The sequence below is a fragment of the Pseudomonas sp. URIL14HWK12:I5 genome (assembly GCF_900176445.1).
In the GTDB taxonomy this organism is placed as follows: Bacteria; Pseudomonadota; Gammaproteobacteria; order Pseudomonadales; family Pseudomonadaceae; genus Aquipseudomonas; species Aquipseudomonas monteilii.
In genome coordinates, this window is sequence record NZ_FWXQ01000001.1 from 445,351 (window position 1) to 458,538 (window position 13,188).

The window sequence follows — 13,188 nt, forward strand, 5'->3', positions numbered from 1 at the left end:
GCTGGGTTTAGCGTCGACGGGCCAGGAGGTGCTAGGATACTGATCCGGTTGCCTGGCGACCATGCCTGTCGCCGTTCTGGCCCACAGGACACTAAGACAAAACGTTGCGCATGAACCAGCGGGCTTCAAGATAGTCTGTTCTGCGTAGAGAGAATTCCCGATGTGCCATTGCTGGCTCATCGCTACCCTGAGATAGCCGTCCTCCATGTTTGGTTCCAACGACGACAAAAAAGCGCCGGCCGAGGCTGGCGAAAAGAAAGGCCTGTTCAGCTGGTTTCGAAAGAAGCCGCAGCAACCTGTCGCCGAACAGCCACAAGCCCCCGAACCCCAGGCTGCAGAACCCGTAGCGCCGCAGCCCGCCGTCGAGCGCCCTGAAGCTGCTCCGGTCGAGCCGGTGGTTGCAGCAGCCCCCGCAGCTGTAGCGGAGGCCCCTCGGGTTGCCGAGCCAGCCTTGGCCTCTGAGCCTGCAACGGCGCCAGTGGCGACTCCGGTATTCGAGCCGGCACCTGCCCCTGTGGTGGCCCAGGCCCCTGAGCCAACCCCGGCCCCTCTGGGAGCGGGCGTGCCCGCGACTGCAGAGCCTGCCGCCCCGCAGGTCGAAACCCCTGCACCCGTAGCAGCACCGGTCATTCAAGCCGTCGAGCCCCCTGTCAGCAACCTGGTCCTGCCCGTTGCCGAAGAGCCTGTTGCTCTGGTTCCCGACCTGGAGCCAAAGGCCCCGCCAGCGATCCCCGAGCGTCTGGTAGCAGCACCTGTCGAGCCAGAACCGGCCCCTGTCGCTGCCCCAGCCGTTGTCGAACAAGCCAAACCCGGCTTCTTCGCCCGCCTGAAGCAGGGCCTGTCGAAGACCAGCGCCAGCATCGGCGAGGGCATGGCCAGCCTGTTCCTGGGCAAGAAAGTCATCGACGACGACCTGCTCGACGAGATCGAGACCCGTTTGCTGACCGCTGACGTCGGCGTGGAAGCAACCTCGGCTATCGTCCAGAACCTGACCCAGAAGGTCGCGCGCAAGCAGCTGGCCGACGCCGATGCCCTGTACAAGTCGCTGCAGGAAGAGCTGGCCGCACTGCTGCGCCCGGTCGAGCAGCCGTTGAAAGTGCAGGCGCAAAACAAGCCTTACGTCATCCTCGTGGTTGGCGTGAACGGCGCCGGCAAGACCACCACCATCGGCAAGCTGGCCAAGAAGCTGCAGCTGGAAGGCAAGAAGGTGATGCTGGCCGCTGGCGATACCTTCCGTGCCGCAGCGGTCGAGCAGTTGCAAGTGTGGGGCGAGCGTAACCAGATTCCGGTAATCGCCCAGCATACTGGCGCCGATTCCGCGTCGGTGATCTTCGACGCCGTTCAAGCCGCCAAGGCGCGTGGCGCCGATGTGCTGATCGCTGATACCGCCGGCCGCCTGCACACCAAAGACAACTTGATGGAAGAGCTGAAGAAGGTCCGCCGGGTTATCGGCAAGCTCGACGCCGATGCGCCGCACGAGGTGCTGCTGGTGCTCGACGCCGGTACTGGCCAGAACGCCATCAGCCAGGCCAAGTACTTCAACCAGAGCGTTGAGCTGACCGGCCTGGCCCTGACCAAGCTGGACGGCACTGCCAAGGGCGGGGTGATCTTCGCCCTGGCCAAGCAGTTCAACATTCCGATCCGCTTCATCGGTGTGGGTGAAGGCATCGACGACCTGCGTACCTTCGAAGCCGAGCCGTTCGTCAAGGCTCTGTTCGCCGAGCGAGACTGACCATGATCCGATTCGAACAGGTTGCCAAGCGCTACCCCAATGGTCATGTGGGTTTGCATGAGCTGAGTTTCCGGGCGCGCCGGGGCGAGTTCCTGTTCGTCACGGGGCACTCGGGCGCCGGCAAGAGCACCTTGCTGCGCCTGTTGCTGGCCATGGAGCGCCCGACCAGCGGCAAGCTCATGCTGGCCGGGCAGGACCTGGGCCAGATCAGCAATGCGCAAATCCCGTTCCTGCGCCGGCAGATCGGCGTGGTGTTTCAGAACCACCAGCTGTTGTTCGACCGCACGGTGTTCAACAACATCGCCTTGCCCCTGCAGATTCTCGGCCTGTCCAAGGCGGAGATCGCCAAGCGCGTGGATTCGGCCCTGGAGCGTGTATCACTGTCCGACAAGGGCGAGCTGTTCCCGGCCGACCTGTCCACCGGGCAGCAGCAGCGGGTAGGCATTGCCCGCGCCATCGTCCACCAGCCGGCCCTGCTGCTGGCCGACGAACCCACCGGTAACCTCGACCCGCGCCTGGCCGCAGAGATCATGGGTGTGTTCGAGGACATCAACCGCCTGGGTACCACGGTATTGATCGCCAGCCACGACCTGGCACTGATTGCGCGCATGCGCCACCGCATGCTGACCTTGCAACGCGGCCGCTTGATCGGCGATGGGGAGGCCGGGCAATGAGCACTACACGTACGCCGAAGGTTTCCGAGCGGGTTGCACCAAAGCCCGCTGACCCGCAACCGGCGAAGAAAAAACGCGGCGAAGACGATGATGGCCCGGATTTCCGCACGCTGTTGCATGCCTGGCTGGAAAGCCACCGTGCCAGCATGGCCGACAGCCTGCGCCGCTTGGGCAAGCAACCGATCGGCAGCTTTTTCACCTGCCTGGTGATGGCGGTGGCGCTGAGCATGCCCATGGGCCTGTCGTTGCTGCTGAAGAACATCGAGCAGCTCGGCGGCTCGTGGCAGCGCGCCGCGCAGATTTCGCTGTTCCTCAAGCTGGATGCCGGCAGCCGTGATGGTGAGGCGCTGCGGGATGAGATCAAGGGCATGCCCGGCGTGGCGGACGCGCAATATGTCAGCCGCGAGCAGGCGCTGGAGGAATTCCAGCAGCAGTCCGGCCTGGGCGAGGCCCTGCGTGAACTGCCCGACAACCCGTTGCCTGGCGTGGTGGTTGTGACCCCGACCGAGGTCGACAAACCGGCCCTGGAAGCGTTGCGTCAGCGTCTGTCGGAGCTGCCACGGGTTGAAGTGGCGCAGCTGGACCTGGTGTGGGTCGAGCGCCTGGCGGCCATTCTCAAGCTGGGTGACCGTTTCGTCTTCGGCTTGGCCGTGATGCTGATTTCTGCCCTGTTGTTAGTAATCGGTAACACAATTCGTCTACACATTGAAAACCGCCGGATCGAGATCGAAGTGATCAAGCTGGTCGGCGGCACCGACGCCTACGTACGCCGGCCTTTCCTGTACATGGGTGCCCTCTATGGCCTGGGTGCGGGCCTGTTGGCGTGGGGCATCCTGGCGTTTGGCCTGAACTGGCTGAACGAGGCGGTTGTAGGGCTTTCCGGGCTGTATGGCAGTGATTTCGCCCTGGGGGGGGTGCCGGCGTCCGATGGTCTGTCCCTCTTGATCGGAGCAGTGTTGTTGGGGTATATCGGTGCATGGATCGCAGTCGCTCGTCACCTGAACGAGCTGGCGCCGCGATAGTTTTTACGTGCCAGCATTGACATTTTCTTCACTGTGGAACTTGTACCGTCGTTCCAGGTCAATGTTGGCAGCGCCCACAAGGCGCGAGTTTTGTAAGTCGGAGGTTCTTGAATGACCACATCGTTGCAACCTGCCTATGCCTTGGTACCCGGTGCAAACCTGGAAGCCTATGTGCACACGGTCAACAGCATCCCGCTGCTGACGGTCGAGCAGGAGCGTGATCTGGGCGAGCGTCTCTATTATGAGCAGGATGTCGAGGCCGCTCGTCAAATGGTGATGGCCCACCTGCGTTTCGTCGTACACATTGCCCGTAGCTATGCGGGTTACGGGCTGGCCCAGGCTGACCTTATCCAGGAAGGCAACGTCGGCCTGATGAAAGCCGTCAAGCGCTTCAACCCGGAAATGGGTGTGCGCCTGGTGTCGTTCGCCGTGCACTGGATCAAGGCAGAAATCCACGAATTCATCCTGCGCAACTGGCGTATCGTCAAGGTGGCGACCACCAAGGCCCAGCGCAAACTGTTCTTCAACCTGCGCAGCCAGAAAAAGCGTCTGGCCTGGCTGAACAACGACGAAGTGCATCGCGTGGCAGAAAGCCTTGGTGTAGAGCCGCGTGAAGTGCGTGAGATGGAAAGCCGCTTGAGTGGCCAGGACATGGCGTTCGACCCGGCAGCGGAAGCTGACGACGACAGCGCCTTCCAGTCGCCTGCACATTATCTGGAAGACCACCGGTACGACCCGGCGGTGCAACTGGAGGATGCTGACTGGAGCGACAATTCGACCAGTAACCTGCATGAAGCCCTGCAAGGGCTGGACGAGCGCAGCCGCGATATTCTCTACCAGCGCTGGTTGGCGGAAGAGAAGGCCACGCTGCATGAGCTGGCAGACAAGTACAGCGTGTCGGCTGAGCGGATTCGCCAGCTGGAGAAGAATGCGATGAACAAGGTCAAGGCGTTGATCGCGGTCTGATCTAGCCTGGCTGTATTGAAAAGCCGCTGGCCGTGAGGGGCAGCGGCTTTTTCATGCCTGTGAGGTTTTGGGGCCGCTGTGCGGCCCTTTCGCGGCAGCCCCAAAAGGCTCAAAGTTTGCGCGAAGTGTCGAGTTGCATCAGGTAGCCAGGCCCACCCAACTGGCTCATCTGCCGGCGAATCCACCCGGCCCGGCTGGCCACATAGGCACTTGGCCGGCTGGCACTCCACTTGATCGGGCTAGGCAGCACGGCCGCCAGTTGCGCCGCCTGCTGGCGGCTAAGCCGGCTGGCATCCACGCCAAAGTGATAGCGCGCCGCCGCCTGAGCGCCGAACACGCCCTTGCCCCATTCGGCGCTGTTCAAATAGACCTCGAGAATTCGCTCCTTCGACCAGAACAGCTCGATCAAGGCCGTGAACCACGCCTCCAGCCCTTTGCGGAACCAACTGCGCCCGGACCACAGAAACAGGTTCTTGGCTACTTGCTGGGTGAGGGTGCTGGCACCGCGAACGCTGCCGCCGCGCTCGTTATAGGCCAGTGCCGCCTGGATGGCCGGGATGTCGAACCCCCAATGGTTGGCGAACTTCTGGTCCTCACCCGCAATGACGGCAACCTTCAGCTCATCGGAGATGTTCTCCCACGGCTCCCAGTCGCGTTTCAGGTCGATCGGCTCGCCACTGACCCACGATTGCACCTTGCGCTCGACCATCAGTGCCGTACCGGGCGGTGGCACCCAGCGGAACACCAGCACCAGCACGGTGCTGCCGGCTGCGAACCAGAGCAGGGCACGGGAAAGGCGGCGAAGAAGGGTTGGCAGCATGGCGATGGCTTGGCCGTACGGGTGGAAGGGGCCATTATACAGACCCGATCCAAGGAGTCGTCCCATGCTTCGCAGCTTCCTGATGCTTGCCGCCTTTTTCGGCTTTACCGGGGTCGCCCTGGGTGCCTTCGCCGCCCACGGTCTGAAAAACCGTCTGACGGCTGACTACCTGACCATTTTCCATACCGGTGTGACCTACCAGCTGGTGCATGCCCTGGCGATCTTCGGCGTTGCCGTGCTCTCGGCGCACCTGCCCGGGCGCTTGGTGGGCTGGGCTGGCGGCCTGTTTGCCCTGGGGATCGTGCTGTTCTCCGGCAGCCTGTACCTGCTGACCCTCAGCGGCCTGGGCAAGCTGGGCATCATCACCCCGATTGGCGGCCTGTGCTTCCTGGCCGGCTGGTTGTGCCTGGGCCTGGCAGCCTGGCGGCTGGGCTGACCGGGTGGTCCACAATCGCGACTAATGGCGCGCACCGCCCTTGGGTTGCAGGGCGGTTCGGCGCTAGAATGCGGGCCCCAAAGAACAATGGTGGCCGTGCGCATGCGCATTCAACTGAACGGTGAACCTTACGAACTGCCTGCTGGTGAAAGCGTTGCAGCCCTGCTGACGCGCCTGGAGCTTGCCGGGCGCCGTGTCGCAGTGGAACTGAACCTGGATATCGTGCCGCGCAGCCAGCACGACAGCACGCTGCTGAACGACGGCGACCAGGTCGAAGTGGTCCACGCCATTGGTGGCGGCTGACAGCAGCCCGGCGGTTCACAAGCTAGCCCTGCAACCTTTTCCCGAGGAACAACGATGAGCAACGTTCGTAGCGACAAGCCCTTCACCCTGGCCGGGCGTACTTTCCAGTCGCGCCTGCTGGTGGGCACCGGCAAGTACCGTGACATGGAAGAAACCCGCCTGGCCACCGAAGCCTCGGGTGCTGAAATCGTCACCGTCGCCGTTCGCCGCACCAACCTTGGCCAGAATGCGGGCGAGCCGAACCTGCTCGACGTACTGTCGCCCGACAAGTACACCATCCTGCCGAACACGGCAGGCTGCTTTGACGCGGTGGAAGCGGTACGCACTTGCCGTCTGGCCCGCGAGCTGCTCGATGGCCGCAAATCGCACGAATCCCGCACGCTGGTAAAGCTGGAAGTGCTGGCCGACCAGAAAACCCTGTTCCCCAACGTGATCGAAACCCTCAAGGCCGCCGAAGTGCTGGTCAAGGAAGGTTTCGACGTGATGGTGTACACCAGCGATGACCCGATCATTGCTCGCCAACTGGCCGAAGCCGGCTGCATCGCGGTGATGCCACTGGCTGGCCTGATTGGTACCGGCCTGGGTATCTGCAACCCCTACAACCTGCAGATCATCCTGGAGGAGTCCAAGGTGCCGGTACTGGTCGATGCGGGGGTAGGCACGGCTTCCGACGCCACCATCGCCATGGAAATGGGTTGCGAGGCCGTGCTGATGAACTCGGCCATTGCCCACGCCCAGCAGCCAGTGCTGATGGCCGAAGCCATGAAGCACGCCATCGTCGCCGGTCGCCTGGCCTACCTGGCCGGCCGCATGCCGAAGAAACTCTATGCCAGCGCCTCTTCGCCGCTGGATGGTCTGATCAAGTAAGAGCCCCTGATGACTGAATCGCACGATACGCCGATCACCCCCGACGGCGACGCCCGCCCACACCGCCGCATCAAGAGCTTCGTGATGCGCGCCGGGCGCATGACCGAAGGCCAGCAACGCGGCCTGGACCAGGGCGGCCCACTGTACATCCTGCCGCTGGCCGACAGCCCGGTGGACTACGACCAGGTGTTTGGCCGCTCGGCGCCGCGCACCCTGGAGATCGGCTTCGGCATGGGCCATTCCCTGCTGGAAATGGCTGCTGCCGCGCCTGAGCAGGACTTTATCGGCGTGGAAGTGCACCGCCCCGGTGTGGGCGCGCTGCTCAACGGCGTGCTGACCCAGGGCCTGAAGAACCTGCGGGTGTATGACTGCGATGCCATCGAAGTGCTGAACCGCTGCGTGGCGGACAACAGCCTCGACCGCTTGATGCTGTTCTTCCCCGACCCGTGGCACAAGGCCCGTCACCACAAGCGCCGCATCGTGCAGCTGGAGTTTGCCGAGCTGGTACGTCGCAAGCTCAAGCCCGGTGGCGTGTTCCACATGGCGACCGACTGGGAGCCGTATGCCGAGTATATGCTGGAAGTGATGAGTGCTGCGCCTGGCTATCGCAACCGTGCGGCCGACGGCACCTACGTGCCACGCCCGGAAGAGCGCCCGATCACCAAGTTCGAACGCCGCGGCGAGCGGCTGGGACATGGGGTGTGGGACTTGAAGTTCGAGAAGGTGGATTGAACGGCTGATACGGCCTTTCGATGTGCTGGTGCTTGCAGAAATGCAGGCGAAAAAAAACCGCCTTGAGAAAGGCGGTTTTTTTGTGAGCAACAGGACTGAGTATCCTTCGCTCTGGGACTTCACTGAAAACCCCCACCTGGTCGAACGATCATAGGTAGCCCGCGAACGCGCGTCAATGCATGGAAACATGCGGCATCACGTGTGTCGGAGCTGTTAACAGCTTTGGGAGGCTGCTCCACGTATCATCGCATGGCTCCCTTGTGGATGGATTCAGTGATGGGCCGGGTAGGAGAAGAATGCCGCTTTCCGGCCCCTTCGACACGGCCTGAGAACCGTGCCGGTAAATGTTTATCGAAGGGCCATTGACCTGGCCACTTCACTGAAAGCCTTCACCTGGTTTTCGAAGGCATCGAAGTGCCGGTTAGATGCTGGAAGATTGGCCCGCCAACATGGAGGCCAAGGCATATGAAGCGTTTGCTTGATGCGCTGAGCCGCGTCTGGAAGCTTGCCCGGATCTTGATAGTGATCAAGACCGTTCGGGATTTCATGCGCGACCACTTCGATGATGCCCGTTAAGGGCTAGTCAGGAGGTAGGGCTGCCCTGGTATCCCGGGGCAGCTTTTAGCAATGCTTACCCGCGGCGATCCGCCACCACACCAATCAACACCAGCACTACCAACAGCACCGGCGCGAGCGCGTAGTTGTTGAACTGGCTCAACCCCTTCACCACCCACGGCGTGGCATAGATCAGCGCCGCACCGCTGCCGATCATCACCATCAGCGCCATGAACGGCACTCGCAATGCGCCCGCCAAGCCACCCAGCCGCTGCTCGGCCCAGGCTTTGACATCGCTACCAAACAGCACCAGCAGGCAGCCTACCAAGGCCAGTGAAATCTCCGACAGGTTACCGCGGCTCCAGCGGGAAACCGTCGCGAGCAGATCAAGTACCAGATCCATGGGTCATCCTTAGGTCAAGAAATACTGCAGCAGGTCATTGAGGAACAATTGGCCCCTCGGCGTGGCCACCAGTCGATCCGGTTCGACCTGCAAAAGGCCCTTTTGTTCGGCGGCGCGGCGTGCCTCGCGCAGTTGCTCCAGTGGCAAACCGGTGCGCAGGGTGAACAGCTCGGCTTCCACTCCGTCGGTCAGGCGCAGGGCGTTCATCAGGAACTCGAATGGCAGCTCGTCGACCGGCAGCAGCTTCTCGCCGGCCTTGAATGGCTTGGCCAGGTTCAGGTAATCCTTGGGCAGGCGGGTCTTCCAGGTACGCAGGATGCGCCCGTCGGCGAAAGTCAGCTTGCCGTGGGCACCAGCGCCGATGCCGATGAAGTCACCGAAGCGCCAGTAGTTCAGGTTGTGCCGGGCAGCGCGGCCCGCCTGGGCGTAGGCCGATACCTCGTACTGGCGGAAGCCATGCTCGGCCATCAGTGCCTGGCCGGCTTCCTGGATGTCCCAGAGGATGTCGTCTTCGGGCAGCTCTGGCGGTTGGTTCCAGAACACCGTGTTTGGCTCCACGGTCAGCTGGTACCACGACAGGTGCGTCGGCCCCAGGTCGATGGCCTGGCGCAGGTCGCCCAGCGCATCCTCCAGCGACTGGTCGGGCAGGCCGTGCATCAGGTCCATGTTGAAGTTGTCGAAGCCGGCCGCACGCGCCATGCCGGCAGCACGGACCGCTTCATCGCCATTGTGGATGCGCCCCAGCGCCTCCAGCTTGGCGGGCTGGAAACTTTGCACACCGATGGACAGGCGGTTGATGCCGGTTTGCCGGTAGGCCTTGAACTTGTCCTGCTCGAAGGTGCCAGGGTTCGCTTCCAGGGTGATTTCGATGTCGGGTGCGAACGGGATGCGTTGTTCCACGCCTCGCAGCAGCCGGCCCAAGGCGTTGGCACTGAACAGGCTGGGCGTACCGCCACCGAAGAAGATCGAACTGATCGGGCGGCTCTGTACGGCAGCCAGCTCCTGATCGAGGTCGTCCAGTAGTGCTGTGACGTAGGCGTCTTCCGGCAGTTCAGGCCCGGCAGCGTGGGAGTTGAAGTCGCAGTAAGGGCACTTGCGTACGCACCACGGAATGTGGATGTACAGCGCCAGCGGCGGCAGGCTGGTGAAACCCGCCGCGCCGGGGGTGGACAGCGTTGCGATCATGCCAGGCCCAGACGTTGGCGCAGCAGGGCCATGGCACGGGCGCGGTGGCTGAGCTGGTTTTTGTCCACAGGGGCCAGGTCGGCGCTGGAGCAGTTGCGTTCCGGCACCCAGAACAGCGGGTCATAGCCAAAGCCGTGCTCGCCGCTGGCCTCGAACAGGATGCTGCCGTGCCATAGGCCTTCGCACAGGATTGGCAGCGGGTCGTCGGCGTGGCGCACCAGCGCCAGTACGCAGACGAACTGCGCACCGCGCTCGGCTTCGGGCACGTCCTTCAAGGCTTCGAGCAGCTTGGCATTGTTGGCCGCGTCACCCTTGCCGTCGGCGTAGCGCGCCGAGTAGATACCCGGCGCACCACCGAGGAAGTCCACCGCCAGGCCGGAATCGTCAGCCAAGGCCGGCAGGCCGGAGATACGTGCGGCGTTACGCGCCTTGAGAATGGCGTTTTCAACGAACGACAGGCCGGTTTCTTCTGGCTCTACCTGGCTGAATTCGCCAATCGAACGCAGTTGCACGGACTGGCCGAGCATGGCCTGCAGTTCCTTGAGTTTGCCGGCGTTGTGGCTGGCCAATACGAGTTGCTGGAAATTCATCATTCGCCTGGGAACACTTCCTGGTTGAAGCTAAGGGAATTGCTGATACCGCCGGTTTCGATATTCAGGTCGAAGGTAACGGTTTCTGGCTGTTCGATCTTGAACTGGGCGATGTAGTACACCGCGCCCTGTTCGGTAATCTGTTTGAACGACAGTGGGCTGCTGCGCCCGGTCAGGTCCTTGACCGTGCCGCTGACCACCGCTGTGGCAGGTTTGTTGGCCTTGAGTACGGCAATGTTGAGCACGCCCTGGTTCTTGCTGCGCACCAGGCCGGTGGCTGCGGCCACCTCGGGCGTGAGCATGCTCGACGTGAACGCGCTGTAGTGCACCGTCACGTCGCCAAACACTTCCTTGCGCTCGGGCCGGGCGGCATCGGCAGCCAGTACCGGCAAGGCCAGGCACAGGCTGATCAGGAACAGGGCTAGGCGATGCATGGGGCGATTCCTCCGGTGGGCGTCAGACCGCGAGCTGGTGCTCTTGCAGGCCCGGGCTGCTGACGCGATAGATGCCGATCTCACCTAGAAGATTAGGCCAAAGCCGGCCACCCCACCCGTTGCGGTGCAAGTGGTCGACGGCAAGGCGGTCGAGCACCTTGGCCCTGCGCTCGTGCACCAGCTCTTCGAAGTCGGCGAAGGTGCAGAAGTGGATGTTCGGCGTGTTGTACCAGGTATACGGCATGAAGTCCGATACCGGCATGCGTCCCTTGGTGGCCAGGTACCAGCGGCAGCGCCAGTGGCCGAAGTTCGGGAAGGTGATGATGCACTGGCGGCCCACGCGCAGCATCTCGTCGAGGATGCGGTCGGGGTACTCCACGGCCTGCAGGGCCTGGGTCATGATCACTACGTCGAAACTGTTGCTGGCGAAGTTGCCCAGGCCTTTGTCCAGGTCCTGCTCGATGACGTTGACGCCCTTGGCCACGCACGCGGCAATGTTGTCGGCGTCGATCTCCAGGCCATAGCCGGTGACTTGCTTGCGGTCACGCAGCGAGGCCAGCAGTTCGCCGCTGCCGCAGCCCAGGTCGAGTACCCGGCTGCCGGCGGGGATCCAGTCGTGGATGATTTCCAGATCGGCTCTCATGCTGTCCTCAGATGGCAATGCGGTTCATGTAGTTCGAGAAACCCTGCATGTAGCGAGGTGTGGGGATCAGGAAGGCATCGTGCCCGTAAGGCGAGTCGATCTCCAGGTAACACACGTTCTTGCGGGCCGCCATGAGGGCGTCGACGATTTCGCGCGAACGGGCCGGCGAGAAGCGCCAGTCGGTTGTGAACGACATGATGCAGTAGTCCGCCTTGACGTGGGCCAGAGTGGCAGCCAGGTCACCGCCCTGGGCGGCGGCCGGGTCGAAATAGTCCAGCGCCTTGGTCATCAGCAGATAGGTATTGGCGTCGAAACGGCCAGAAAACTCTTCGCCCTGGTAGCGCAGGTAGCTTTCGACCTGGAACTCGACACTGTGGAAGTCGTAGTTGAGCTTGTCGCTCTTGAGCTCACGGCCGAATTTTTCACCCATCGAGTCGTCCGACAGGTAGGTGATGTGGCCGACCATGCGCGCCAGCATCAGACCGCGCTTGGGGATCACGCCCTGGTCCTGGAACGAACCACCGTGGAATTCGGGGTCGGTAAGGATGGCCTGGCGTGCCACTTCGTTGAAGGCAATGTTCTGTGCTGACAGCTTGGGCGCCGAGGCGATGTCGACACAATGGCGCACCCGCTCGGGGTAGGTCATGGTCCATTGCAGTGCCTGCATGCCACCCAGGCTGCCGCCGACGATTGCCGCCCATTGCGCAATGCCCAGGCGGTCTGCCAGGCGTGCCTGGCTGTGTACCCAGTCTTCGACAGTCAGCACCGGGAAATCGGCGCCATAAGGCTTGCCGGTGGCCGGGTTGATGCTGCTGGGGCCGGTGCTGCCGTTGCAGCCGCCGAGGTTGTTCAGGCTGACCACGAAGAAGCGGTTGGTGTCGATGGGCTTGCCAGGGCCGATGCAGCTGTCCCACCAACCCGGCTTGCGGTCGGTTTCGGCATGGTAGCCAGCGGCATGGTGGTGGCCGGAAAGGGCATGGCAGATCAGCACGGCGTTGCTCGCGCTGGCGTTCAGGGTGCCATAGGTCTCGTAGACCAGCTCGTAACTGGCCAGGGAACGGCCACAGGCCAGGGCCAGCGGTTCATCGAACCGGGCGGTTTGCGGTACTACCAGACCGACGGAATCTTCGGGAAAGACAGTGGACATCGACCCTGCTCACGCTTGACGGAGGCGTAAGTCTAAAGAGCGCTACCCCCAGCGGCAAGCAAAGGCTTGCCGCTGGGGGCAACCAGGATCAGATCATGCGCCACAGTTCCTGTGGCATGCCGGCGTAGGCGGCCAGCGGGGGCATGACGAACGACTGGATCACCTGGATCGCCAGGAAGGCGAAGATCGGCGAGATATCCATGCCGCCAAGGTTAGGCACGATACGGCGGAACGGTGCCAGCACCGGCTCGCTGATCTGGTAGGCCAGCTCGGCCGCCGGGTTATGGCTGTTGGGGGCGACCCACGAAACGATCACCATCACGATCATCGCCACCCAGAAAATCTTCAGGAACAGCGAGGTGATGCCGATGATCGCCCACATCAACAGGTGCAGGATGTCGCCGAACGTGCCGTAGGTGACCATCAGCACGAAGCCCATCAGCAGGGCCTGGATAACGATTGCCAGCAGCAGCGACGAGGTGTCGAGCCCGCCGACACTGGGGATGACCCGGCGGATCGGCTTGAGCAGCGGCTGGGTCGCGCGCACCGCGAACTGGCAAAGCGGGTTGTAGAAGTTGGCTTTGACCAGCTGCAGCACGAAGCGCAGCAGTACGATCACCAGGTACAGGCTGACCAAGGTTTGCACCACGAAGATCGCGGCACCGGACAGTGCATTCAT

At 62.8% G+C, this 13,188-nt stretch carries 16 protein-coding genes; 8 read left to right on the forward strand and 8 right to left on the reverse strand.

Features of this window, described 5'->3' with window-relative positions; all coding sequences use genetic code 11:
* Positions 1–205 precede the first annotated feature (205 nt).
* The 4 genes from ftsY (at position 206) to rpoH (ending at position 4,394) form a co-directional block, all read left to right on the forward strand.
* Positions 206–1,732: a signal recognition particle-docking protein FtsY gene (ftsY, locus tag B9A31_RS02130; RefSeq protein ID WP_084296624.1), complete on the forward strand. Its 1,527-nt coding sequence runs from the start codon at positions 206–208 to the stop codon at positions 1,730–1,732.
* Positions 1,733–1,734: 2 nt separating this feature from the next.
* Positions 1,735–2,406, forward strand: coding sequence for a cell division ATP-binding protein FtsE (gene ftsE, locus B9A31_RS02135; protein ID WP_012274659.1), 672 nt, complete (start codon positions 1,735–1,737; stop codon positions 2,404–2,406).
* Positions 2,403–3,428: a permease-like cell division protein FtsX gene (ftsX, locus tag B9A31_RS02140; protein WP_016712522.1), complete on the forward strand. Its 1,026-nt coding sequence runs from the start codon at positions 2,403–2,405 to the stop codon at positions 3,426–3,428. Before ftsE ends, ftsX begins: the two co-directional genes overlap by 4 nt.
* Before the next feature lie 111 nt (positions 3,429–3,539).
* On the forward strand, positions 3,540–4,394 hold the full coding sequence (rpoH, locus tag B9A31_RS02145) for an RNA polymerase sigma factor RpoH (protein WP_015272155.1): 855 nt from the start codon (positions 3,540–3,542) through the stop codon (positions 4,392–4,394).
* Positions 4,395–4,503: 109 nt separating this feature from the next.
* Here rpoH and mtgA read toward each other — a convergent pair whose 3' ends face one another.
* Entirely contained in the window at positions 4,504–5,214 is a 711-nt protein-coding gene (mtgA, locus tag B9A31_RS02150; protein WP_025752243.1) for a monofunctional biosynthetic peptidoglycan transglycosylase, read from the reverse strand.
* A gap of 64 nt (positions 5,215–5,278) precedes the next feature.
* Here mtgA and B9A31_RS02155 point away from each other — a divergent pair, with 64 nt between their 5' ends.
* From B9A31_RS02155 to trmB, 4 genes are all read left to right on the forward strand, one after another.
* Positions 5,279–5,650 (forward strand): DUF423 domain-containing protein, encoded by a 372-nt coding sequence (locus tag B9A31_RS02155; protein ID WP_016712519.1) that lies wholly within the window; start codon positions 5,279–5,281, stop codon positions 5,648–5,650.
* 102 nt (positions 5,651–5,752) lie between these two features.
* Positions 5,753–5,953 (forward strand): sulfur carrier protein ThiS, encoded by a 201-nt coding sequence (thiS, locus tag B9A31_RS02160; RefSeq protein WP_012274654.1) that lies wholly within the window; start codon positions 5,753–5,755, stop codon positions 5,951–5,953.
* Positions 5,954–6,007: 54 nt separating this feature from the next.
* Positions 6,008–6,820: a thiazole synthase gene (locus B9A31_RS02165; protein WP_019097203.1), complete on the forward strand. Its 813-nt coding sequence runs from the start codon at positions 6,008–6,010 to the stop codon at positions 6,818–6,820.
* Positions 6,821–6,829: 9 nt separating this feature from the next.
* Positions 6,830–7,552 (forward strand): tRNA (guanosine(46)-N7)-methyltransferase TrmB, encoded by a 723-nt coding sequence (trmB, locus tag B9A31_RS02170; protein WP_019097204.1) that lies wholly within the window; start codon positions 6,830–6,832, stop codon positions 7,550–7,552.
* Between the two features lie 631 nt (positions 7,553–8,183).
* Here trmB and B9A31_RS02175 read toward each other — a convergent pair.
* The 7 genes from B9A31_RS02175 to B9A31_RS02205 form a co-directional block, all read right to left on the reverse strand.
* Positions 8,184–8,510, reverse strand: coding sequence for a DUF3392 domain-containing protein (locus B9A31_RS02175; RefSeq protein ID WP_016712515.1), 327 nt, complete (start codon positions 8,508–8,510; stop codon positions 8,184–8,186).
* Between the two features lie 9 nt (positions 8,511–8,519).
* Positions 8,520–9,695, reverse strand: coding sequence for a radical SAM family heme chaperone HemW (gene hemW, locus B9A31_RS02180; protein WP_019097206.1), 1,176 nt, complete (start codon positions 9,693–9,695; stop codon positions 8,520–8,522).
* Complete coding sequence (gene rdgB / locus B9A31_RS02185) at positions 9,692–10,288, reverse strand: RdgB/HAM1 family non-canonical purine NTP pyrophosphatase (RefSeq protein ID WP_019097207.1); 597 nt, start codon at positions 10,286–10,288, stop codon at positions 9,692–9,694. Before rdgB ends, hemW begins: the two co-directional genes overlap by 4 nt.
* Positions 10,285–10,719, reverse strand: coding sequence for a DUF4426 domain-containing protein (locus tag B9A31_RS02190; RefSeq protein ID WP_019097208.1), 435 nt, complete (start codon positions 10,717–10,719; stop codon positions 10,285–10,287). Before B9A31_RS02190 ends, rdgB begins: the two co-directional genes overlap by 4 nt.
* A gap of 22 nt (positions 10,720–10,741) precedes the next feature.
* The gene (gene metW, locus B9A31_RS02195; RefSeq protein WP_003249106.1) at positions 10,742–11,362 is read right to left on the reverse strand and encodes a methionine biosynthesis protein MetW; all 621 of its coding nucleotides are present in this window, start codon (positions 11,360–11,362) and stop codon (positions 10,742–10,744) included.
* 7 nt (positions 11,363–11,369) lie between these two features.
* Complete coding sequence (locus B9A31_RS02200; protein WP_019097209.1) at positions 11,370–12,509, reverse strand: homoserine O-succinyltransferase MetX; 1,140 nt, start codon at positions 12,507–12,509, stop codon at positions 11,370–11,372.
* Between the two features lie 88 nt (positions 12,510–12,597).
* Positions 12,598–13,188 carry a YggT family protein gene (locus B9A31_RS02205; protein WP_025752257.1) on the reverse strand — a complete coding sequence of 197 codons (591 nt, stop codon included), beginning with the start codon at positions 13,186–13,188 and terminating at the stop codon, positions 12,598–12,600.

Coding starts and splice junctions, on each gene's coding strand:
- ftsY (WP_084296624.1), top strand. CDS start 206: ATGTTTGGTTCCAACGACGACAAAAAAGCGCCGGCCGAGGCTGGCGAA.
- ftsE (WP_012274659.1), top strand. CDS start 1,735: ATGATCCGATTCGAACAGGTTGCCAAGCGCTACCCCAATGGTCATGTG.
- ftsX (WP_016712522.1), top strand. CDS start 2,403: ATGAGCACTACACGTACGCCGAAGGTTTCCGAGCGGGTTGCACCAAAG.
- rpoH (WP_015272155.1), top strand. CDS start 3,540: ATGACCACATCGTTGCAACCTGCCTATGCCTTGGTACCCGGTGCAAAC.
- mtgA (WP_025752243.1), bottom strand. CDS start 5,214: ATGCTGCCAACCCTTCTTCGCCGCCTTTCCCGTGCCCTGCTCTGGTTC.
- B9A31_RS02155 (WP_016712519.1), top strand. CDS start 5,279: ATGCTTCGCAGCTTCCTGATGCTTGCCGCCTTTTTCGGCTTTACCGGG.
- thiS (WP_012274654.1), top strand. CDS start 5,753: ATGCGCATTCAACTGAACGGTGAACCTTACGAACTGCCTGCTGGTGAA.
- B9A31_RS02165 (WP_019097203.1), top strand. CDS start 6,008: ATGAGCAACGTTCGTAGCGACAAGCCCTTCACCCTGGCCGGGCGTACT.
- trmB (WP_019097204.1), top strand. CDS start 6,830: ATGACTGAATCGCACGATACGCCGATCACCCCCGACGGCGACGCCCGC.
- B9A31_RS02175 (WP_016712515.1), bottom strand. CDS start 8,510: ATGGATCTGGTACTTGATCTGCTCGCGACGGTTTCCCGCTGGAGCCGC.
- hemW (WP_019097206.1), bottom strand. CDS start 9,695: ATGATCGCAACGCTGTCCACCCCCGGCGCGGCGGGTTTCACCAGCCTG.
- rdgB (WP_019097207.1), bottom strand. CDS start 10,288: ATGATGAATTTCCAGCAACTCGTATTGGCCAGCCACAACGCCGGCAAA.
- B9A31_RS02190 (WP_019097208.1), bottom strand. CDS start 10,719: ATGCATCGCCTAGCCCTGTTCCTGATCAGCCTGTGCCTGGCCTTGCCG.
- metW (WP_003249106.1), bottom strand. CDS start 11,362: ATGAGAGCCGATCTGGAAATCATCCACGACTGGATCCCCGCCGGCAGC.
- B9A31_RS02200 (WP_019097209.1), bottom strand. CDS start 12,509: ATGTCCACTGTCTTTCCCGAAGATTCCGTCGGTCTGGTAGTACCGCAA.
- B9A31_RS02205 (WP_025752257.1), bottom strand. CDS start 13,188: ATGAATGCACTGTCCGGTGCCGCGATCTTCGTGGTGCAAACCTTGGTC.